The sequence below is a fragment of the Arthrobacter sp. genome, from assembly GCF_031179985.1.
GTDB lineage: Bacteria > Actinomycetota > Actinomycetes > Actinomycetales > Micrococcaceae > Arthrobacter.
This window is the reverse complement of sequence record NZ_JAPSHJ010000030.1, coordinates 1-20,527: the sequence shown is the minus strand read 5'-3', so window position 1 is coordinate 20,527 and position 20,527 is coordinate 1. Positions and strand designations below refer to the sequence as shown.

The 20,527-nt window shown below is 62.4% G+C and carries 18 protein-coding genes and 1 pseudogene; 10 read left to right on the top strand and 9 right to left on the bottom strand.

The genetic code is table 11. The features are described 5' to 3' along the window. The first annotated feature begins 90 nt into the window (after nt 1-90). From RIN13_RS13790 to RIN13_RS13770, 5 genes are all read left to right on the top strand, one after another. Nucleotides 91-945 (top strand): alpha/beta hydrolase fold domain-containing protein, encoded by an 855-nt coding sequence (locus RIN13_RS13790; RefSeq protein WP_309107911.1) that lies wholly within the window; start codon nt 91-93, stop codon nt 943-945. Beyond that, nucleotides 942-1,475: a hypothetical protein gene (locus RIN13_RS13785; protein ID WP_309107910.1), complete on the top strand. Its 534-nt coding sequence runs from the start codon at nt 942-944 to the stop codon at nt 1,473-1,475. Before RIN13_RS13790 ends, RIN13_RS13785 begins: the two co-directional genes overlap by 4 nt. Beyond that, nucleotides 1,472-2,416 carry an LLM class flavin-dependent oxidoreductase gene (locus RIN13_RS13780; protein WP_309107909.1) on the top strand — a complete coding sequence of 315 codons (945 nt, stop codon included), beginning with the start codon at nt 1,472-1,474 and terminating at the stop codon, nt 2,414-2,416. The genes RIN13_RS13785 and RIN13_RS13780 overlap by 4 nt, the downstream gene beginning before the upstream one ends. A 469-nt stretch (nt 2,417-2,885) precedes the next feature. After that, the gene (locus RIN13_RS13775; RefSeq protein ID WP_309107908.1) at nt 2,886-3,266 is read left to right on the top strand and encodes a hypothetical protein; all 381 of its coding nucleotides are present in this window, start codon (nt 2,886-2,888) and stop codon (nt 3,264-3,266) included. 201 nt (nt 3,267-3,467) lie between these two features. Then, complete coding sequence (locus RIN13_RS13770; protein WP_309107907.1) at nt 3,468-3,614, top strand: hypothetical protein; 147 nt, start codon at nt 3,468-3,470, stop codon at nt 3,612-3,614. Nucleotides 3,615-3,645: 31 nt separating this feature from the next. Here RIN13_RS13770 and RIN13_RS13765 read toward each other — a convergent pair whose 3' ends face one another. The 5 genes from RIN13_RS13765 to RIN13_RS13745 form a co-directional block, all read right to left on the bottom strand. Further along, entirely contained in the window at nt 3,646-4,359 is a 714-nt protein-coding gene (locus RIN13_RS13765; protein ID WP_309107906.1) for a DUF624 domain-containing protein, read from the bottom strand. Continuing rightward, a complete protein-coding gene (locus RIN13_RS13760; RefSeq protein WP_309107905.1) occupies nt 4,356-5,276 on the bottom strand; it encodes a carbohydrate ABC transporter permease in 921 nt (306 codons plus the stop codon). Before RIN13_RS13760 ends, RIN13_RS13765 begins: the two co-directional genes overlap by 4 nt. Next, the gene (locus tag RIN13_RS13755) at nt 5,276-6,244 is read right to left on the bottom strand and encodes a sugar ABC transporter permease (RefSeq protein ID WP_309107904.1); all 969 of its coding nucleotides are present in this window, start codon (nt 6,242-6,244) and stop codon (nt 5,276-5,278) included. Before RIN13_RS13755 ends, RIN13_RS13760 begins: the two co-directional genes overlap by 1 nt. 85 nt (nt 6,245-6,329) lie before the next feature. Then, entirely contained in the window at nt 6,330-7,610 is a 1,281-nt protein-coding gene (locus tag RIN13_RS13750) for a sugar ABC transporter substrate-binding protein (RefSeq protein ID WP_309107903.1), read from the bottom strand. 61 nt (nt 7,611-7,671) lie between these two features. Continuing rightward, nucleotides 7,672-8,685 carry a hydroxyacid dehydrogenase gene (locus RIN13_RS13745; RefSeq protein ID WP_309107902.1) on the bottom strand — a complete coding sequence of 338 codons (1,014 nt, stop codon included), beginning with the start codon at nt 8,683-8,685 and terminating at the stop codon, nt 7,672-7,674. Nucleotides 8,686-8,867: 182 nt separating this feature from the next. On the opposite strand from RIN13_RS13745, the gene RIN13_RS13740 reads away from it, so the two are divergent. Genes RIN13_RS13740 through RIN13_RS13730 form a run of 3 tightly spaced genes read left to right on the top strand, consistent with a single transcriptional unit; the run spans nt 8,868 to nt 12,792 of the window. Next, nucleotides 8,868-10,943 carry a heparinase II/III family protein gene (locus tag RIN13_RS13740; protein ID WP_309107901.1) on the top strand — a complete coding sequence of 692 codons (2,076 nt, stop codon included), beginning with the start codon at nt 8,868-8,870 and terminating at the stop codon, nt 10,941-10,943. Next, on the top strand, nt 10,940-12,100 hold the full coding sequence (locus tag RIN13_RS13735) for a substrate-binding domain-containing protein (protein WP_309107900.1): 1,161 nt from the start codon (nt 10,940-10,942) through the stop codon (nt 12,098-12,100). The genes RIN13_RS13740 and RIN13_RS13735 overlap by 4 nt, the downstream gene beginning before the upstream one ends. Further along, nucleotides 12,097-12,792 (top strand): ThuA domain-containing protein, encoded by a 696-nt coding sequence (locus RIN13_RS13730; protein WP_309107899.1) that lies wholly within the window; start codon nt 12,097-12,099, stop codon nt 12,790-12,792. The genes RIN13_RS13735 and RIN13_RS13730 overlap by 4 nt, the downstream gene beginning before the upstream one ends. Here RIN13_RS13730 and RIN13_RS13725 read toward each other — a convergent pair. Then, nucleotides 12,746-15,631: an aminotransferase class I/II-fold pyridoxal phosphate-dependent enzyme gene (locus tag RIN13_RS13725; RefSeq protein WP_309107898.1), complete on the bottom strand. Its 2,886-nt coding sequence runs from the start codon at nt 15,629-15,631 to the stop codon at nt 12,746-12,748. The two genes, RIN13_RS13730 and RIN13_RS13725, sit on opposite strands and share 47 nt — an antisense overlap. Nucleotides 15,632-15,891: 260 nt before the next feature. Between RIN13_RS13725 and RIN13_RS13720 the strand changes: the two genes are divergently transcribed. Both RIN13_RS13720 and RIN13_RS13715 read left to right on the top strand, forming a co-directional pair. Further along, complete coding sequence (locus RIN13_RS13720) at nt 15,892-17,556, top strand: helix-turn-helix domain-containing protein (RefSeq protein WP_309107897.1); 1,665 nt, start codon at nt 15,892-15,894, stop codon at nt 17,554-17,556. Between the two features lie 19 nt (nt 17,557-17,575). Further along, nucleotides 17,576-18,487 (top strand): glutaminase, encoded by a 912-nt coding sequence (locus RIN13_RS13715; protein WP_309107896.1) that lies wholly within the window; start codon nt 17,576-17,578, stop codon nt 18,485-18,487. Between the two features lie 4 nt (nt 18,488-18,491). Here RIN13_RS13715 and RIN13_RS13710 read toward each other — a convergent pair whose 3' ends face one another. The 3 genes and pseudogenes from RIN13_RS13710 to RIN13_RS13700 all read right to left on the bottom strand — a co-directional run. Continuing rightward, nucleotides 18,492-19,106, bottom strand: coding sequence for a DUF4190 domain-containing protein (locus tag RIN13_RS13710; RefSeq protein WP_309107895.1), 615 nt, complete (start codon nt 19,104-19,106; stop codon nt 18,492-18,494). A gap of 216 nt (nt 19,107-19,322) precedes the next feature. Continuing rightward, nucleotides 19,323-20,174, bottom strand: a complete 852-nt coding sequence (locus RIN13_RS13705; RefSeq protein ID WP_309107894.1) for an alpha/beta hydrolase fold domain-containing protein — start codon at nt 20,172-20,174, stop codon at nt 19,323-19,325. Nucleotides 20,175-20,226: 52 nt separating this feature from the next. After that, nucleotides 20,227-20,527 (bottom strand): annotated as a pseudogene (locus RIN13_RS13700) (SDR family NAD(P)-dependent oxidoreductase); the annotation flags it as partial.

Sequence of the window (20,527 nt, the reverse complement as noted above, 5' to 3'; positions counted from 1 at the left end):
CAACAGTACTGGCCACCTATATCCACGCCCTGTCAGTGATAGGCAGAACAGGGGCAGGCACGGCACCGAATTGTTCGGAAAGATGGCGTCATGACCTCAGATATCTCCGAACGGCGGCCAACAGGGTACTCGCAGGGAAAAACGATCAAGCGGGATGTGCCGTGGATGGACGCCGAGGTTGAGGCAGGGGACGGAGAAAGTATTCGCCTCAGGATCTACGAGTCTGTCCCCCGCCCGTCGATGACGCTGGTATGGGCTCATGGCGGCAGCTGGACCCGGGGATCAATCGAAAGCTGGCATGAGGCGTGTGCGGCCATGGCGGCCCTCGGTACTGCAAGGATCATCAGTGTCGGTTATCGGCTCGCCCCGGACTGGATCCACCCCACGGCCGTCATGGACGTAGTCGGCGCAGTCCGGTGGGCGCAGGAGACCTTCAATACGCGGACTGCTCTCGGCGGTGACAGTGCCGGCGGAACCTTGGCTGCCGGAGCCGCGTTCTGGCTGCGGGATAACGGCCTGCCCATTGACGGGCTGCTTCTGGCCTACCCTCCCTTGGATCCTGAATGCGACTCGCGCTCTTACCGTCACCCTGACCAGCCCTTTCCGCCGCGTGAAAGGCTCATGGAGGCCTGGCAGGACTACGCAGGCACCGACGATAACCTTCGGAGCCTGCCCTATCTCTCCCCTTTTCACATGGACAGCCTTGAAGGTCTGTGCCGTACTTCGCTGCTGGTAGGCCCCACTGATCCCGTCAGGGACGATGTCGCACAGTTCGCGGCCCTGCTGGAAGCTGCATCCGTCCCCGTGAGTGTCTGTACCGATCCTGCGGTATTTCACGGACAGTTCCTGAACGCTGCACCCCACTGGACAAATCCCGTTCACGGCTGGGTCCAAAGCCAGCTTTTCCTTTTCCAGCAAACAATCACGCAGCCCCTAGGAGCATGATGAGCCACCCGACTCCAAAAGCCGTTTCCAACCCCGACAATGTGGGCGCCCTCCTTCGGCACTTTGCTGACCTGAGAGACATGACGCACGGGGAAGCCGTCACCAGGCAGGATAAAGAGGCGCTCTTCCACGAAGCGGTGGAGCTGTTGGATCCGTACGCCAGACTTGCCCTTGACGAGATTGACGAAGCACTTCTTCTGAATGAGGGGTCGCTCCAAAGCACCGGCGTCATCCGGTCCAAGGACAACGGGCTTGCCTGCACGTGGACACTGACATGGAAGGAGCAGGCCGCCTTTGGTATTCCGCCAATTACCATCCAGGCGTTCTATGGCAGAGGATTCCATCATCCCCACCTGCGAGGCGGAACGGTCGGGGAATGGCCTCTGAACGTCTTCGATTCGGCCCAGGCCGCCGCGGAACTGCCTACCCTGCGCGCAATTGCAGCAGCGGAAATTCACAACCTTGTCTTCCTCGCCAACTATTCGATCGTCCCGGCTTCTAAACCCGGCACGATTACTCCCAGCCGATGAGACTCTCAGTACTTGACCAGTCCCCTGTAGCGGCCGGCCAGACCAGAGCAGCCGCCATCCGGGAAACAGTGGCATTGGCAGAAGCGGCTGAACAGGCGGGCTTCCACCGCTTCTGGGTCGCCGAGCACCATGATTCGCCGGGTTTCGCCGGGACCACTCCCCTCGTTCTGGCCATGGCCGTCCTGGATGCCACCGCAGATCTTCAGGTGGGCAGCGGAGGGGTACTGCTGGCCCTGCACGACACCAGGCACACGGCGGAAGCGTTCGAGGTTTTGGCCGCCCTGCATCCGGGGAGGGTGAACATCGGTATCGGGCGCGCGGGAAGCGGGGGGCCGGATAACTTCGCCGACAAGCTGCTGGACCTGCACCAACGAATGGGCCTGGTCCCGGGATCTTCGACACGATCCGACATTGACCTGTGGCTTTTGGGGGCGGGTCGTGGCTCTGCACCGCTGGCGGCGGCCTTCGGAGCCGGCTACGCTCACGCCCACTTCCTCAATGCCGATAGCGGCCCCGCAGCGTTTGAAATATACCGGTCCAGTTTCACTGGGGGTTCCCGCCGGCTGGCCCCGGAACCTTTGGCGGCGGTCCGGGTCATAGCAGCGGAGACGAATCCGGAAGCCGAGCGCCTCGCCGACGCGGTGAGGCTTTGGCGGGCCCGGAAAGACTTGGGACAGGACAAGCAGTTCCCCAGCTACTCGGACAGTCGCATCGAGCACTGGAACCGGGAAGAACTGAGCCGGCGGCAGGCCAACGACGTGCGGCTCATCGTCGGCGATGGGGCTTCTGTTGCCCTGCGGCTTCAGAGACTCGCAGTCGAGCTTGGCGTGGATGAGCTGATGATCTCCACGCCTCTCCCCGTTCTGGAAGACAGGATACGTTCCCTTGGATTGATCGCGCGGCACGTCGCAGAACTCAACATCCCCTTAGTCAATTCCTGAGCCGCGGGTGCCACCTTCAATCCATCCGATCGTAGCTGCGATCCGGCGGCAGGCCCGCGAGCGCTTTGCCAAGGCGGCGGTCCGTTGGCGCTGCAACGACTACCCCTATGCAGCCCTAATGAGCATGATCGATGCAAGAGCCAGGGTTCTGCAGCTGAAGGGAGTGAGGGCAGGGGACACGGTAGCAGTTCACGCTGTACGTGGTGTAGGTGGGATCGTTGACATCGCCGCTCTATGGTCTGTCGGAGCCTCAGCCATGATTCGATCCGGGACGCAAGGTCCACTCCCCGTGGACGAGTCAGTCGTCAGGGCGCGGGTGGCCGGCGTCCTAACGTCCGACGGAGGGTATTGGCCGACCGGCCTTGTGAAGCAAGGAGGGCAGCCAGGGCCGGCCTCCCTGATCTTTGCAAGCATGGGAGGGCCGGAAGCGCCGGTCAGGTCAAGAACAGCAGGCCAGCTGGAGGACTCTATGCTGCAGGCGCAAACAGTCTTCGGCCTGTCTGAAAGAACCGCCCTGGGGTTGGCCCCTCCCGGTGATGAGGCATCCCTTTTGGAAACCTGGTATGTGCTCGCCAATGGTGGGACGGTGGACCTCTTGAGCGAGTCAGAAGCAATCTGTCCACGACTGTTGCGAGAACATCTTCGAGAATCAAATGTCGATTTAGTGCAAGCTGACCTTGGAACGGCCCCCGGGCTTCAGGCACCACCTGAAGAATGCGCGCTGACGCTTCCACAAGTACGGGACGTCATCCTCCGCGGATCAAAGATAGGTCCGAATGTGTTCAAGCTCCTTTCAGATACTTTCCCCAACGCCGATCTGCGCCCGATGAACCTGGTAAAGATCTCCTAGCGCATGGTCCCGGATGGCACCTTCCCACCTGCACTTTGCCGGAACTTGATGGGAATCTGCATTGGTTGTTGGATCCGTGATGAAGCTGCACAAAGGCTTTCCCACTCCTGCGGAAACGCTGCCTAAATCTGCTCACGTGCGGGGGCATGATTAATCCAACAGTCAGGAAAACCCACGGAAATTGAAAGCGGAGGCCCTCCGGTGGCAACAAAAGCAGACAAGGCGAATTACCGTTACAGCGACTTCTACTGCTTTATGTCCCTTTCGGACTTCACAGCCTACGTCTCCCGGGATGACCGTGACGGCGAGGACTTCTTCTCCATCAGCACCAGCAAGCTGGCAGCTTAAGCAACGCCCTCGGCAGACTGAACCGCCTGGCTCAGCTTTCCTGCAAGGCAGCCTTGAACGAGAACGCCGCGTTGCTCCACACCACGAAAAGCAGCGGCGCCGGCGCCAGGGCCGTTCCCAAAACCGGCTGAGTCAGCGCCGCAGCTGCGATGATACCCAGCAGCGCCAACGCCGCCAGACTGAGGTACCAGCGCTTAACGGTGAGATAGAGCGCAGCCTTGGCGAGGCTTTTGAGCCGGGTTTTAGGAAGCAGCACCATTCCAGCGATCATCAGTACACTGACGCACACCACAAGGGCGGCCGCCGTCACAGTCAGGGGAACCAGGACAGCGGCTCCCGGCATCGACTGCAGGATCACCAGGTCAAAAACCAGAAACCCCAAAAGCACGACGGCGGCCACGCCCACCGGAGCAGCCCTGCTGAAGGACTGCTTGTACCCCCTCAGGAAGGCAGCCACCGGCCTGACCGCCGGCCCGTTCTCCTCGGCCAGAGCATGAAAGGCACTGAACGCGCCGGCCAGAGAGGGCCCCACCGTAACGGCGAGCGCGAGGAAGAAAGGCCACGCCCCCACCGGATCACCCACAAAGGACAAGAAAAACACGAGAGGCGCGTTAGCCGCTGCAAGCAGGAAGTTCACGGCCAGGAACGTGTAAACGAAGCCGAAGACACTGCCAAAGGTTTCAAAGCCGGGTCCCGCCCGCTTCCGCCGCAGCGGCTGCACGGCGGGCTGGCGCCCTGTGCTCATCCCTTCATGCCGCTCGTTGCGATTCCCTGGATGAAGTAACGCTGCCCCACCAGGAAGATGATCAGGATCGGAACCACCGAAATCACTGAACCGGTCATGATCATGGCGAACTCGGCGTCGAACTGGCCCACAAAGGAACGCAGGCCCAACTGCACAGTCCACAGCCGGTTGCTCGTCAGGTAGATGAACGGCCCCATGTAGTCGTTCCACGTGTTCACGAAGGTCAGCAGGGCCAGGCTGGCAAGGGCGGGCTTGGACAGCGGCAGGATGACCCTCGCCCAGATTCCATACTCGCTCAAACCATCGATCCGGGCAGCTTCACACAGCTCGTCGGGGATGGTCATGTAGTACTGCCGCATGAGGAACACCCCGAATGCGCCGAACGCCTGCAGCAGGATCAGCGCATTGAAACTGTTGGTCAGCCCCAGCTGCTGCATCATGATGTACTGCGGCACCATGTAGGCCTGCCACGGTACGGCGATGGTTCCGATGTAGCCGAGGAACAGCACGTCGCGTCCCGGGAACCGCACCTTGGAGAAGCCATAGGCCGCCAATGAACCCGTGAGGACCTGCAGGATGGTGATGATCACGGACAGGTAGAGCGAGTTCTGCAGGTACCCCATCATGGGAATCCGCGTCCAGATGTCCGAATAGTTGCTCCAGACAAACTCCTCGGGGATCCACTGGATGGGAACCGTGAACACCTGGTTGTTCTCTTTCAGCGAGGAGGACACCATCCAGATAAAGGGAACCATCAGCGCCGCCACGAGGACCACGAGCACCGCGTAGGCGATGACGTTGAGCGTGCGTGCCTTTTGCTCCCGCGGACTCCGCCTGCGGAATTCATCCCGGGCAGAGACGTCGCTTGCTGCGCCCGCTACTGCCTCAGCCTTGAGGTCTTGGGTCAGGTGGGTCATCAGCGTTCCCTCCTCTGCTGGATCTTGAACTGCAATACCGTCACCGTCAGGACGATGAGGAAGAGGACGAGGGAGACAGCCGATGAGTAGCCGAACTTACCTTCGCCGATTCCTTCCTGGTAGATGAGCTGGGACAGAACCGTTGTTGCCCGCCCTGGTCCGCCGTTGGTCATGACCACAATGAGGTCGAACACCTTGAAGCTGGAGACGGTCAGCATCACCACCACAAAGAACGTGGTGGGCCGCAGCGAAGGAACGGTAACGTTCCAGAAGCGCTGCCAGGGGCTGGCCCCGTCCACCTCGGCTGCCTCGTAAAGCTCCGTGGGGATCGCCTGAAGGCCGGCTAAGTAAAGGATCATGTAGTAGCCCATGTCCCGCCACACGCTGGTGATGATGACGGCGGGCATTGCCCAGTCGGAACTGGACGTCCAGCCTGGCGGGTTGGCCACTCCCACGAACTGCAGGAACTGATTGATAGGGCCATCAGTGGGGCTGAACAGCATGTTCCAGACGACGGCGACAGCCACCAGCGACGTGATGTACGGGAAGAAGATGGCAATCCGGAAGAAGCCGATACCTTTGAGCTTTCGGTTCAGGAGCATGGCAAGTCCCAGTGCCAGGACCAGGGTCAGCGGGACGTGGCCGACCGCGTAGATGACGGTGTTGCGGAGCGCGATCCAGAACGAATCGCTTCCGAGCATCCGTTCGAAGTTCTCCAGCCCTACCCATTTCGGGGCAGAGAACGAGGTCCATTCCATGAACGCCAAGGCGAACGCCGCCAGGACCGGGATGAGGGTGAAGGCCAGGAAACCCAGGAAGTTCGGAAGGATGAAGGTCCAGCCGATGAGTGTGTTCCGCCGCGCCTGTTTCCGGTTCCCGCGATTGAGGTTCTTCCCTCGATTGAGGTTGTTCCTTCGCTTGGGATCAGGGCCGACGGCAGGTGCCCGGAGGCGTGTTTCGGTAGTCATAATGGGGCCCGGCGTCAGCCAGGCGTTCCTCCGTTCAGGGTCCGTAACCGGGGGCCGTGTGTGTGGCGCGACCCCCGGCGTGGTTTTACTTAAGGACTTCGTCCTTGACTCGCTTCCCCATTTCGGCGATGCCGTCGTCGACGGAACGTTCACCGGCCATGATGAGCTCGTGCTCCTGGGTCAGGATCTTGTCCGTGGCTGCGGACTTGTCGCTGACGGGCATCTCAAGGGCGGTCGTGTCCGGGGCGAAGGCCTCCTTGGACAGTTCATCGGAGGGCAGGCCCTTGAGCTTGAAGTACTCCTCGGTGATTTCGGCGGTCTGCAGGGCCGGAACCACGCCGATCTTGGCGATGGCCTTGGCGCCCTCCACACCTGCGGCCCACTCGATGAACTTCTTTGCTTCGTCTGAGTGCTGGGCGTTCTTGTTCACGGCGAAGGCGGTGGGAGACCCGAAAGTGGTGATGTCCCCGCCCTTTGATTTCTGCGGAAGCTGGGCGAAGCCCCAGTTTACGTTGGTCTTGCCGTCCTTCAGGGCGGCGGCAAAGCTCGAAATGTACCAGGACCCCATGGGCATCATGGCAGTCTGGCCGGTCTCAAACATGGTGCGGTAACTGGTCTTCTGGCTCTTGGCTGTACCAAAGTCCATCAACGCCCCGCTCTTCTGCAGGTCCAGCGTCATTTCGTACTGGTCCTTGAAGAAGGGATAGTCACCTCCGATCTGGTCGCCGTCGTTCTGGGCGGCCGCAACGGCCTGGACCAGGGAGCGCCAGGTGTGCTGGTAGGTGCCGTAGACCTTCTTGCCGTCCGCGGCCGTTCCGGTCAGCTTCTTGGCGAGCTCGGCGTATTCATCCCACGTGATGTTCTTTGGCTCTTCGAGTCCCGCTGCCTTGAACAGGTCCTTGTTGTAGTAGAGCAGCCAAAAGTCCTGGCGGTATGGGGCAGCGAAATACTTTCCTTCCACGTTGAAGGCGTCAAGACCCGCCAGGTTTTCCTTTTCCAGCTTGTCTACGACGCCGTTGATCTCCTGGAGCTGGCCGTTGCTGGCGTAGCGGGAGTAGTCGATGACGTTCTTCATCGTGAGGACATCCGTGGTGTCACCGCCTGCCAGCATGGTGGTGACTTTTTGGGGGTAGTCATCAGCCAGGATGTCCACTGGTTCGATGTCCACGTTGGGGTTGGCGGCCTCGTAAGCATCGAACAAAGCTTTGAACTCGGGCGTGCCCTCATAGTTCCAGACGGACACGCTGAGGGTGGTCTTGCCTTCTGCTGCGGGCTTCTCTGCGGGGCCGGCGGCTCCTGCGCAGCCCGTGAGCCCGAGTCCTGCAGCGGCAGCCAGGGCAATCGCTGCGAGAGTGGTGCGCTTCATTGCGTTTCTCCTTGTCGAGGGGGAGGTGGAACGTGATGGTTGGAGGTGTAGATGGTTTTTGCTACGCGCTGACGCTCAGGTCTTCAGCGGATACCTCTGCGAGCAGGTCCTTTCCCGCGAGGTAGCGTTCAAGTTCGTCCAGAGCCGTATCGGACATCCTGCGGGTTTCCGTACCCAGGGAACCTGCGATGTGCGGGGTGAGGACCACATTGGGAAGGTCGTAGAGTACTGAACCGGCCGGCAGCGGTTCGGGTTCGGTGACGTCGAGGATGGCGTGAATCCGGCCGTCGGAGCACGCGGCCTCAAGGGCAGCTGTGTCCACGAGGGATCCCCGCGCGGTGTTGATCAGTGTGGCGTTGTCCCGGAGCAGGGCCAGTTGCGGTGCGCCGATCATGTGCCGGGTCTGCGGCAAGGCAGGGGCATGGATGCTCACGATGTCCGACTCGGAGAGGAGCTGGTCAAGCTCCACGAGCTTTCCGCCTGCAGCTGCCACGGCCACCGGGTCGGCGTAGGGATCCGCGACAAGGCAGGTGACGTCCTGAAGCTGCTGGACGAGTTTCACCACCCTCCGGCCGATGCGGGAGAATCCGACAACGCCGATGGTGCGGCCGATGTTTCCCAACTCCCCGCGGGCCGACGCATAGGACCAGTCTTCGCGGCCTATCCGCGCGTCGTTGGCGAGGACCTGCGCCTTCTTTCCAGCCAGCACGATGGAGGCAAAGGTGAATTCAGCGACGGGAATGGCATTTGCATCCGCCCCGTTGGTGACCAGGATGCCCCGGTCCCACAGTTCGTCGCTCACAAATGATCGAACCGTGCCGGCGCAGTGGAACACAGCGCGCAGGAGCGGCATGCTGTCCAGCCGGGCAGCATCCAGCTTGGGTACTCCCCAGCTGGTGATCAGGATTTCAACTTCGGCTAAACGGGCACTGAGCCCAGGCTCGTCCAGCGACTCCGTCCAGGCCGGATCCTCCAGCTGAACCAGTTGCGCAAGGCGGCTCATCCGCGAGGCATCGAACTGATCATCCAGAGTTCCGCGGTTCATGAGCAGCAGGGCCTTGGGCTTGCGCGTCATTCTTCGGGCCTCCTTTCCAAATACGTGGGCGGTCCGCCTTGCCCGGCTTTCCGTGTGTTGCATCACAACTGCGAATCAGTAGATACTCAGATGCAACAAAGTTCAATCGAATCAATCATGATCGATCTCAATCGATCATGATCGAACAACCTGACCCAGGAAGTTACGCCGCAGGAGGCACTATGCCAGGCAGCCCTACCAGCCAGCTTTCGACGCCGGATGCTGCTGTAAGGCTTTCCGCTTCAGGCTTGCGGTTCCGCGGCCCACTGGCGGAGGCCTGGGGATCGGCGGCGGGAGCACCCGACCTGCTTGCCCTCCTCCATGGCTTTCGGGACAGGATGAGTGTTCGCCCGGTTGAGGACCAAGCGCGGTGGAGTGGAGTGCCCGTCACCCGCACGGGGTCTCTGGCTCAGGAAGCCGAGAAGGAAAAACGGACCCCTTGGCCGCAGCCCTTGGTCTCGCACTACGCACGGTACTTCCGGGACGGCAACCGCACCGCATACGAAGACCTGGTACGGGCCCGGCAGGAGCGGCTGACGCGTGCCGTTGTGATGGCATCGCTCACTTCAGGCCAGGCATCCCGCGCCGCTTCCCCTGCCTCTGACTCCGGGGCAGAGGCCGAGGTATGGCTGGATGAAGTGATCGACGGCGCGTTCCTCTTGTGCGAGCAGAGCTCCTGGTGCTGGGCGGCCCACGACGACGTCCACGCCCGCCTCGGCCACGTGGTGCCGGACCCTGACCGCCCCTATCTGGATCTGGGCGCCGGCGAAGTTGCAGCCCAGCTTGCCTGGTTGGACCATGTCCTCGTAACTTCGCTGGACCGGCGCGCCCCCGGGCTGCGCCGGCGAATTCGGCAGGAAGTCCAGGAAAGGATCATCAGCCCGTTCCTTGAGGATAATGACTGGCACTGGCTGGGACTCGACGGCCACGTCCACAACTGGAACCCCTGGATCCACTCCAACATCCTGACGGCGGCCCTTTTCCTCGTCGACGACAGTGAACTGCAGGCGAAAACCGTGGCCAGATGCATCGAGGGCCTTGACCGTTTCCTTGCCGTCATCCCCGCAGACGGCGCCATTGACGAAGGATTTTCCTACTGGTGGAACGGCGCAGGCCGGGCGCTCGAGGCCCTGGCGCTGCTGGAGGAGGCCACCGCCGGCGCCCTCGCGGCTGACCTTCCGGTGGTGCGGGCCCTGGTTGCCTTTCCGCATCGGATGCACATTGGGCAGAAGTGGTTCCTTAATGTTGCGGACGGCCGTGCGCTGGCCGAAAGCAACCTTCCCTGGAACATGGTCCGCAAGTGGGCACTGAGGCTCGGGGACGAGAAGTCGGCCAGGCATGCCGAGGCCATGGCAGCGGCGGCGCCGGACGCGGCTTTCGGGCTGGGAAGGACACTGCACGCCCTGCTCGAAGGCGATGTTGCACCCCCGGACAATTCACCCACCGCTCCCCCGCTGACGGCCTTCACCTACCTGCCGTCGGTCCAGATCATGGTTGCGCGCCAGACTCCCGGGACCACCAAAGGACTCCTTGTCACAGCGAAGGGCGGGCACAACGGAGAGAACCACAACCACAAGGACGTCGGCTCTGTCACTGTGGCGGTGGACGGGGTTCCGTTACTGGTTGACGCCGGTCAACCAACTTATACGGCCCAGACTTTCGGCCCTGATCGCTACCAAATCCGCGCCATGCAAAGCGGCTGGCACAACGTTCCGGCTCCCTTCGGCCTGGAACAGGGTGCAGGTGCAGAATTCGGGGCCGACGTAAAGCAGGCACCAACTCCGGAGGATCCGCGGCTCGTCCTGGAACTGGCCCGCGCCTATGGCCTGGATAGTGGTTCACGGTGGACGCGGACGGTTTCCCTTGATCGCCCCGGCTCGCGTGTTCGCATCGAGGACACCTGGGACCTGCCGGCGGCGGATGCGTTTGCGTCCTCCGCCTCCCGTGCGTTCGCAACAGAAGGAACGGACGACGTCGACATCCACTTTCTCCTGTCAGGAACCGTCAGTCTCGGCCCGCAAGGCACGGCGACTGTCCTTCCCCACGGCATTCCGGCCGTCCACGCGAATAGCACCAGTCGCGGTGGAATCCTGCGCTGGGACCTGCCCGCCGCCGTCGTCCTGGTGGACGAGTGGCAGCTGGACGATCCGCTGCTGGCCTCCGTATGGGGTGCCCGGCTGACCCGCCTGCGCTTCAGGATGCCCGTGCATCAGCGGTCAGCCGGTTCATTTACCCTGACAATGGAGGCAACACCATGACGTCACGCCAAGGCCCGGAGCAGGGTGCGGAACCGGCCGGGAAGTCGCTCTTTTCGCTCCAGCGCCGTGAAAAACTCATGGACGAACTCCGGGCCCACGGCTCCATCACGGTGCGTGCCATCGCGGCCGAGCTGGGCGTCAGTGAGCTGACAATACGCCGCGACGTGAACCTGCTGGCCGTCGAAGGACTGGTTTCGCGCGTCCATGGCGGCGCCACGCTCCCGAGTCCCCTGGACCGCACGGCGTCGATGACGCGGCAGCAGACTAACCGCTACTCCATCGGCATGGTGGTGCCGTCCCTGGACTACTACTGGCCCCAGGTAATCAGCGGTGCCCGGGCTGAAGCCGACGAGCGGCAGGCCAAGATCCTGGTCCGCGGCTCCACGTACGATGCCGCCGACAACCGCCAGCAGGTCCAGGCGCTGCTCACCACGCAGAACATCAACGGTCTCATCGTCGCACCGGACACCACCGGGGAGGCCGGCCGGGAATTGCTGCGCTGGCTCAATTCGCTACCCATCCCCGTGGTGCTGGCAGAACGGCGGTCCCCCATCGAGATACCTGCACACCGCCTGGAATGGGTGGCCACGGATCATGCCTTCGGCGCAGGCATGGCAACACGGCATTTGTGGCAGGAGGGGCACCGGAAAATCGGCTGCATGACCGATTCGAACAGTCCCACGAGCGCGCACGTGGTGCGGGGCTGGCTCCAGGCCCTTGGCGCCCTGCGGATCCCGGCTGCCCAGTCCGTCAACGAGGATTCGGCGCACGTCCCTACCAGCGACCGCGCCGAGCATTTCGACCGCATCCTGCAGCTGTGCCGGGAAACCGACACGACCGCCATGCTGGTCCACTCCGACACCCAGGCGGTCGCTTTCGTCCAGCATTGCGTGGACCGTGGCGTGGATGTTCCCGGAAGCATGGCAGTGGTGGGCTACGACGACGAAGTGGCCTACCTTGCCGAACCCGCCATTTCAGCGGTGCGGCCGCCCAAGCAATATGTTGGACGACTCGCAGTTCAGCTGATCACCGCCCGCATTTCCGAAGGGCCAAAGCGTCCCGTCCATCGTGTTCAACTAAACCCCGATCTCATTGTGCGCGATTCCTCCCTCGGTGGACCGCGCTCTTCCGCCCGAGCCCTGGAGGACTCCCTGTGACTGAACCAACCGCCCTGCTGCTCAGCGGAACCGGACGATACTCCGACCCCTGGCACCCGTTCCCGGAGACCTCCGCAGCTATCGCTTCACTACTGCGCGAGGCTGGCCTTCAGGTGAAGATGGCGGACGACGTCGACACCGCCTTGGAGGGTCTGGGCAAATCGCAGCCGCTTCCGGACCTTCTGGTGGTCAACGTGGGCCAACCGCGCGACGGCGGAACTTCGCCAGGAACGCCTGCAGCGACCCGTGGGCTTGAGGCGTGGGCCGTTTGCGGACGCCCGCTGCTTGCCTTCCATGTCAGTTCCACAAGCTTTGTGGACTCCCCGGTCTGGGAGGAGACGCTTGGCGGAAGCTGGCTCCGGGGCACTACGATGCATCCCGACTATGGTCCAGCCCAGGTGCTGATGGATATTCAGTCAGGACCACTTGCCGCAGGCATCCCCGATTTCGAGGTGCTGGATGAGCGCTACAGCTGGCTGAGCACCTTGCCTGGCATCACAGTGCACGCCAGGCACGAGCACGAGGGGACACTGCATCCCCTCGTTTGGTCGTATGAGCGCGGCGGCCGCACGTTCTATGACGCCCTCGGCCACGATGCCGCCTCGTTTGACTCCCCCGAACACCAGGAACTCCTCAGGCGCGGAGTCAGCTGGCTGCTGGAAGGGACTCGTCCCGCAGCGCCTCGGTCCTGATGCTTCCCTTGGGTTCGGCAAACACCCGGAAGCCCAATTCCGGGTCATAGCCGTGGACCTCCCGGGTGTCAAGGGCGGCCATGAAGTCCAGTGCATCCATCGTGATGACCTGGCCGGGAACCAGAATGGGGAAGCCCGGAGGGTAGGGCGTGACGAATCCTGCGGAAATGACTTCCTCGCCCCCGGCTACCCGCCGGGAGAGTTCGGCTGGCTCAAGGTACTCGGTGGCACCCGTCTTGTAAGTCTCAAAGTAGGCCGCCCTCAGGTTCCCATCGGGGTTGCTGTTGTCCGCCCTGAACCTGTCCGCAAACCTGCTGAAGTCGGGAAGGGCAATGGGAGCACACACCGGACCGCCTTCCGGAAGGCTCCCGCGCTGGCTCCCCGGATCGCTTCTGAGCGCCCGAACGCGGGCGTCGCGCGCCTTCAGCCCCCGTGGCCCCAGCGTCCTTTGCTCCGCATCAAAGGATTCAGCGAGCTTTACGAGGACTTCCACGAGGTAGGCCACGGCGCTTCGTGAGGTTCCGATATTGGTCATAAAGAGGACGCTGTTGCGCGAGGTCTTATTGACCTGGATGCCGTACTTATCCATCAGGTACTCGTGCTTGAACGTGTCGCCGTCGATCCCGGTGAGGCCGATGTCCAGGGTCAGCCGGCTGGGGTCAACCACGAACTCGTCGCGCCGCCAGGCCTCATCCAGTACGGACAGGCCCTTACTGAGGGGCATCGAGGTGCTCGTTTCGCGGTATTCCTCCGGGATGAGTTCGCTGGCGCCGAGCACGCGGAAGTACTTCTTCAGCAGCGGGTTCCTGGCCACTGCCTGCGCAATACTGACAGCCAGGTCCGCCTGCTTCTGCACTAGCGCGAAGCCTTCAAGCTCCACCTGCCGCCGGCCGATGTCCAACGACGCCAGGATCTGATAGTTCGGGGAGGTGGAGGTGTGCGTCATGTAAGCCTCCCGGAACGCCTCTCCGTTGAGGTATTCGAAGTCCTGGTCAAACACGTGGACCATGGATCCTTGGCGCAGGGACGTAAGGGTCTTGTGGGTGGACTGCGTTGCGTAGATGCGGAGCCGCGCCTTTGACGGATCCGGGATAAGCCGGGTGTTAAGCCATACCTCGTCGTCCGCGGGGGCGCCGGTTTCCGGATCCCAAAGAAGTTCAGCCTGCTCGGCGTAACGGAGAACGTAATCCGGGTTCCGGAACTCGGTTTCCAGTTTCCGCGCTGCTGCCATTGCAGTCCGGCGCCGGTACACCGGGTGGAAGGCAGCAAACGCGAACCAGGCCTCGTCCCAGAGGAAGACGAGGTCCGGCTTAATGGCCAGGCACTCCTCCATGACCCGCTCGACGTCGTACACAATCCCATCGAAAGTGCAGTTGGTCAGGGTGACCATTTTGACGTCGTCCAGCCGCCCCGCCCGTCGATAGTCCAGGAGCATCTTCTTGATACTGGCCAGCGGAACGGCACCATAAAAGGAGTAGCGGTCCAGCGGATACGCGTCCAGGTAGGCGACCTGCGCACCGGACAGCATCAGCGCATAGTGGTGGGACTTGTGGCAGTTGCGGTCAACCAGGACGATGTCCCCGGGAGCGACGATTGCCTGGTGCACAATCTTATTGGCCGTGGACGTGCCGTTGGTGACGAAGAATGTCTGCTCAGCACCGAACGCCCGCGCCGCCAACTCCTGAGCTTTTTTGATGGAACCATGGGGGTCCAGCAGGGAATCGAGGCCGCCGGACGTGGCTGACGTCTCGGCCAACAGCAGATTCAGCCCGTAGAAGTCAGCCATGTCCCGGATCCAGGGTGAGTTTCCCACCGAGCCTCCACGCGAGATAGGGAGTGCGTGGAACACACTCGCGGGCCGGCGGCTGTATTCCTGGAGAGCAGTGAAAAAGGGTGTCTCGTAACGCTCCGCGACACCGGCCAGCAGCGATAGATGCAGGTCCAGGCGGTCTTCCCGGCGGAAGATCCTCTTGAACGGCCGGGTGAGTGAGCCTGCGAGGCCCTCAATAGCGACGCCGGCAACCAGGTACACATCCAGTTCAGGCCGAAGCGCAGCCATTCCCTCCGCCAGCCGGAGGATCCGGTCGATGGGCCGCAGCGCTTCCAAACCGTCGTCGATGTGGCGTGCGAGGAAACTCTTCAGATCACTACCGAGCCTCCGCCCGCCCCTGATGGTGAAGCCGGGGCGCAGGATGCAGGCCTGGATGTCAGGGTTCAGCAGCACGGCCACAAGGGCGTCCTCGAAGGATGGCACCACGTTGACCTCATAGCTGAACGCATCTGCCGGGCGCCGTTGCGCAAGCATTTCACTCTTGAGGGTTTCTGCTTCTTCGACAGTGAGGTCATCGACCACCAGGACCTCGAACTTGGGCCGTTCCGGAGCGTCCTGGCGGCCCTCAACGGGTTCGCCTTCCCCGCCGTCGGCCGGATCAGCGGTTTGCCTGGCCTGTTCAGAAGTCGGACGGGTTCGGCCAATGCGGCTTCTGACGCCCTCGATCAGGTCGAAAGCCTCGCCATATTCACCGGCGGCAATGATTCTGCGAAGCCTCGCCAGCATCGGCAAGCCGGGGAAGGCCCAGTACAGCTCAATAGCCTCCAGCAGGACGAGCGCCCGGCGGGTCTGGTCCTCCAGCCCGCTTTGGCTGCCCGATCCTTTCGCCGCAGATTTTCCATTCGGGCCGGTTGTTCCTGCGGCTTGCGCTCCTGCTGCGGCGGAAGCCAGTTGCTTCATGGCGTACCCCAGAAAATCCCACGCATCGGCACGAACACGCCACGCCCGGCTCGGTGTGCCTATTTCCGTTCCAGCCACAGTGGTGGGAGAGACGCCGTCGTCAATCATTTCGTTTAGTTCTCATGCTTTCTGGTCAGTATTCCGCACGATCCCGGCGACGTTGCCGGGGTGGTGGTGTATCCAACTCTAGGTCCGGGGGGATAGTTTTATGTTGGTTGCTGGGCCAAGAACGCAAGGATGAATTTGTGCCTCCAGCTAAATTTCTGTCGTCATCGGGCGAGTAGCGTACTTGGCTGTGGCTGTCGCCGCAAAGAGCCGTGCCTGTGTGGCATGTTGCCCAAACAATCAGAAAGGGTCGGGGTGCCGGGGTGAGAACTGAGGAACTCAGCGGAGAGCTGCCGCGGGTGGCACTCAGCGATGTCCTCGAAGACATCGGCATCGACAACGCCCAACTGCTGCTTGCCCCCGCCGCAGACAACGAGACTGTCCAGGATGCGGTCATCACCGATTCCGAAGACCATGACTCCGTCCAGCGCGGGGCGTTCGTGCTGCTGGTGGGAGCGAGGGGACGCGCGGCCCTGCCCGCAGTCCGGGCGCTGATCGGCGACAGGCCAGTGGCCATTGCCATCAAGGGAACGGAAGCCGAGCTCGCCGCAGTCCGGGAAGTCCTGCGTCCCACCGGAATCGGACTGGTCGCCGTCGCCCTTTCAGCGCGCTGGAACCATCTCGAAAGCATCGCGACAGACCGCATCCGTGAATCGTTGCCTTCCGGCGACACTTCCACCCTGATGCAGCGGGACCTTTTCGGGATTGCCCAGACGACGGCGACGCTGACGCACGGCCACGTGGTCATCGAGGATCCCGCGAACCGCGTGCTCGCCTACTCCCCCGCGTCAAACGACGTCGATGAACTCCGCCGCTTGTCCATCCTGGCCCGCCGCGGTCCCGAGCGGTACCAGAAGCTCCTGAAGGAATCGGGAGTCTATAAACATCTCCAGGCCGGAGAGGCGCCCATTCACATCCCGGCCAATCCTGACGAGGGGCTCAGGGAACGCGTGGCCATCGGCATTCACGCCGGACGGCGCGTGCTCGGGTACATCTGGCTGCAGGAAGGGGCAGAGCGGCTCGCCCCGAACACGGACCGGATCCTCGTGGGATCGGCCCGGCATGCCGCCATTGAACTGGTGCGCCACCGCAATGAACAATCCCAATCCATGCGCCAGGACAGGGTATCCAGCCTGCTGAGCGGGACGGCGCAGATCCATTCGCAGGCGCAGTCGGCAGGGCTTGATCCCTCCAGGCCTGCCGCCCTGGTGCTGGTATCGTCCGGAAGCCTGCAGCAAACTCCTCCCGGCCTGCAGTTGCAGCGGGGCGAATTGGCCAACCTGATCTCAATCCATGCCGCCGCCTACCGTCCGGGTGCTGTGGTTGGCGCGCTTGGCCTGGAAACGGCAGTCATCCTTCCCGACCTGGATCCCGTGAAGTCCCCGGCTGCGATCACCCGCCTGGCTAACGTGATTGTGCGGGACGCCCGGGCCCACCTGGATCTGCAGGTCCAGGCCGCCGTTGGACCTGTCGTGGAGCAACTGGACCGGCTGCACACATCTGTTGAACACGTCCGCAACGTCCTGAAGGTGCTCAAGGAGACGCCTTCCATGCGCGTGGCTTCGTTCAGCGAAGTGGAAACCACTGTCCTGGTCAATGAGCTGCTGGACCTCATCGGCTCCCGCGACCGGCTCCGCCATAAGGGCATCACCGTATTGTGCGAACGCCATCCCGGGTTCGCCTCCACACTGCTGGCATACCTTGAGTCCTTTGGCGATGTGAATCTGTGCGCGGAACAGCTGAAGGTCCACCGCAACACCGTCCACTACAGGCTCCGGCGTTCCTGCGAAGTGGCCGGAATTGATCTCCAGGATTCCGGTCAACGGCTCCTGGCCCACCTGCAGATCCGGCTTTGGGAATCAGAACACCGGCCTGCGCCCGCCAACACACCATCCCCCAGCATCGCCTCCCCCAACACCACATCGTAGAAGTAGAGAACCATCGGTTATGGACATGCAGAACCTCCTCGACGACATCGTCGGGACCATCAAGCCTCACCTTGGACAGGGTGAAGTAGCCGGCTATATCCCTGAACTGGGTGCCGTGGGTGCGGACCATTTCGGAATTTCCGTTGCCACCAGAGAAGGGGAAGTTTTTGCTTCCGGGGATTCCGAGATGGCCTTTTCCATCCAGAGCATCTCGAAGGTGTTCGCCCTCGCGCTGGTGCTTGCCGACGACGGGGACAGGATCTGGAAGCGGGTATTCCGGGAGCCATCCGGTAATCCGTTCAACTCGCTGGTCCAGCTTGAGCACGAGGACGGGATTCCGCGCAACCCGTTTATCAACGCCGGTGCACTCGTCGTCACGGACCGGCTCCTGAGCATCTCGGAGAACCCGTCAACCGCCGTCCGCGATCTCTTGCGGCAGGAAAGCGGCAACGACGCACTGGAGGTTGACGCCGTCGTCGCCGATTCAGAAGCCCGGCACAGCAACCGGAACAAGTCACTGGCGCACTTCCTGGCGAGCTGCGGCAACCTCGACAACCCGGTGGACGATGTCCTCGAGGCCTACATCAGCCAGTGCTCGCTGGCCATGAGCTGCACCGATCTGGCCCTGGCCAGCAGGTTCCTTGCCTCCAACGGCATGCGTGGCGACGGAACCGCTCTGCTGTCGCCGCCTCAGACCAAGCGGATCAACGCCGTCATGCTCACCTGCGGAACCTACGATGCCGCCGGCGAATTCGCCTACCGCGTGGGGCTGCCAGGAAAGAGCGGGGTGGGCGGCGGCATTATTGCCGTGGTACCCAACAACTGCACCGTTTGTGTGTGGAGCCCGGGGCTGGGACGCTCAGGCAACTCAGTAGCCGGCATGGCCGCCCTGGACGAATTCACCACCAGGACAGGCCTGTCCATCTTCTGATCGCTTAGAAGGTTTGCTCCGAATATTCGTTGGCCAGGTTAGCGAAAATTGCGAAGAAGAAGATGAGGAAGACAACCGTCAAGGCGATGCCCACGTAGCCCATCACCAGTCCGGCGATAGCCATCCCCTTGCCCGCAGGTTCCTTTTTGAGCGCCATGTGGCCGAGGACCACCGCTGCAATCTGGGGCAGGATAATGAAGCCAAAGCCAATATAAATCGAGATGCCGCAGCACAGGCTGGCGATACTCAGGCCCTTGGGCTCCGGCGCTCCGTAGTAGCCGGGTTGGCCATAGGGCTGCCCGTAGGGGCCGGGCGCCTGACCATACTGCTGTCCGTAAGGCTGCGGGTAGGGGCTTGGGGTTTGTCCGTACTGATTCGCCGGCTGGCCATACGCCGGTTGGCCGTAGGTCGGTTGGTCGTGCTGCGATTGGCCATACGGCGTTTGCCCATAGGCGTGGGAGCCTGAAGAGTCCGGCTGTTCGAACTTGGGCTGCTCGGACTGCTGCCCGGCCGGAGGGGCCGGCGGCGGTGGGACGTCGGAGCCATCGGAGGGAATGTACGATGGCGGCCGGTAGCCATTCGGTGTATCGTCGCCGCCGGTTTTCGGTTGCTCAGTCATGGTGGATCCCCCTCATAAAGTATTTAGGACAAGCCTACCGCCGTGCAGCTCACTACCTTGGTTGTGGAACGCCCCGTGATGTCGTTGCTACAGTACTTTCGACGGCAATCCCGTACGTCTGTCCAATTACGGCAGGGAGGGGCTCAGGATCTACCTGAGGTATTCCCTCTTACTTTCCAAGCACTAGCTGGCTCTGCCCAGAGAGCGGGGCGGAGTTCACCGCGTCAGAGACCACGATGCCATGACGTCAATCGCTGTTGGGAAGGCGTCCAGGTGTGGCCTGTTCAGGAACCCGTGACGGTTTCGGGGTGGAGTGTGCTGTTTGACGTCGATTCCGGCCCTTAGAAGCTCGGTCGCGAACCGGTCACCGGATGCGCGCATGGCGTCGCGGTCGGCATTGATCATCAGGGTCGGGGGAAACCCGCGGAGGTCGTGGCCGCCCGGGAACGCGTAGCGATCAGTTAGCGCAACCCGTGAGCCGGCATAGTTACGGTTCACGGTGTTTAGGAGCCAGCGGGAGTGTGTCAGCCGCCGGTGGTCATGTATCCGCCGCTGGATCTTGCGCGAACGAGGGTGCGACGAGTGGAAGAAGCCGTAGGCAATGATGACGCCTCTTGGGGCCAAATTCATGTCGACGGCCTTGAGTGCAGCTGCGGATGCAAGGCATGCACCGGCGCTTGCACCGCCGAGGACCACGCCTCCTGGGGACTGGCTGCTGACACTTTGAAACGCTGCAAGTACGTCTTCGACCGGGAGGGGAACTCGACCTCGGGGCCGCCCTCCAGCTCTTCTTGTCCAAGGCAAGCCGGGAAGCGGGGCAAGACGGTAGTCAACCGTTAGGACCGGAAGCCCTCGTTGAGCAAGTGCCAAGGCGACATTGTGTGCTTCAGGTTGATTAAGACCGCCAGCAAAGAATCCTCCACCATGTACCCAAACGATCGTCGGGACCGGTGCAACCTCCGGACTCGCGACTGCTGGGTAGTACCAGCGGATCGGGACTAGACCGTGCGGCCCTGTCACCGGATCGCGAACCGGTAGTTCACCAACACCACTGAAGGACACGGCCATGCACTCGACCCTAGCGCGGCCACAACGGAGGTTAGTCTTAGCGGGCCGCGCGTCAGCGGTCTTGCTTGACCAATTCGTTGGTAAGGCGGGCGATGGCAGCCTCGGCCGTCGGCGGGGGCCCGAACAGCTGCTCCTGTCGGCGGGGGTTCGCGACATACCGGCCGGTATCGAACCAGCCGAACATAGCTGTCATGTCCTGGACTATCGGCTTGAAAGGTCCGGCGATAACGCCTACGGCGCGGGTGATGGCTGAAGGAATTGCGCGCACCTTGATCGGCTTCCCGGCGCTTACTCCCATGAGTTTCGCCACCTCAAGTACACTCACTGGCCGGTCCCAGCCGATATCGATGCGT

Bases quoted from the DNA above. Each gene is read 5' to 3' on its own strand.
- RIN13_RS13790 (WP_309107911.1), top strand. From the start codon at position 91: ATGACCTCAGATATCTCCGAACGGCGGCCAACAGGGTACTCGCAGGGA.
- RIN13_RS13785 (WP_309107910.1), top strand. From the start codon at position 942: ATGATGAGCCACCCGACTCCAAAAGCCGTTTCCAACCCCGACAATGTG.
- RIN13_RS13780 (WP_309107909.1), top strand. From the start codon at position 1,472: ATGAGACTCTCAGTACTTGACCAGTCCCCTGTAGCGGCCGGCCAGACC.
- RIN13_RS13775 (WP_309107908.1), top strand. From the start codon at position 2,886: ATGCTGCAGGCGCAAACAGTCTTCGGCCTGTCTGAAAGAACCGCCCTG.
- RIN13_RS13765 (WP_309107906.1), bottom strand. From the start codon at position 4,359: ATGAGCACAGGGCGCCAGCCCGCCGTGCAGCCGCTGCGGCGGAAGCGG.
- RIN13_RS13760 (WP_309107905.1), bottom strand. From the start codon at position 5,276: ATGACCCACCTGACCCAAGACCTCAAGGCTGAGGCAGTAGCGGGCGCA.
- RIN13_RS13755 (WP_309107904.1), bottom strand. From the start codon at position 6,244: ATGACTACCGAAACACGCCTCCGGGCACCTGCCGTCGGCCCTGATCCC.
- RIN13_RS13750 (WP_309107903.1), bottom strand. From the start codon at position 7,610: ATGAAGCGCACCACTCTCGCAGCGATTGCCCTGGCTGCCGCTGCAGGA.
- RIN13_RS13745 (WP_309107902.1), bottom strand. From the start codon at position 8,685: ATGACGCGCAAGCCCAAGGCCCTGCTGCTCATGAACCGCGGAACTCTG.
- RIN13_RS13740 (WP_309107901.1), top strand. From the start codon at position 8,868: ATGCCAGGCAGCCCTACCAGCCAGCTTTCGACGCCGGATGCTGCTGTA.
- RIN13_RS13735 (WP_309107900.1), top strand. From the start codon at position 10,940: ATGACGTCACGCCAAGGCCCGGAGCAGGGTGCGGAACCGGCCGGGAAG.
- RIN13_RS13725 (WP_309107898.1), bottom strand. From the start codon at position 15,631: ATGATTGACGACGGCGTCTCTCCCACCACTGTGGCTGGAACGGAAATA.
- RIN13_RS13715 (WP_309107896.1), top strand. From the start codon at position 17,576: ATGGACATGCAGAACCTCCTCGACGACATCGTCGGGACCATCAAGCCT.
- RIN13_RS13710 (WP_309107895.1), bottom strand. From the start codon at position 19,106: ATGACTGAGCAACCGAAAACCGGCGGCGACGATACACCGAATGGCTAC.
- RIN13_RS13705 (WP_309107894.1), bottom strand. From the start codon at position 20,174: ATGGCCGTGTCCTTCAGTGGTGTTGGTGAACTACCGGTTCGCGATCCG.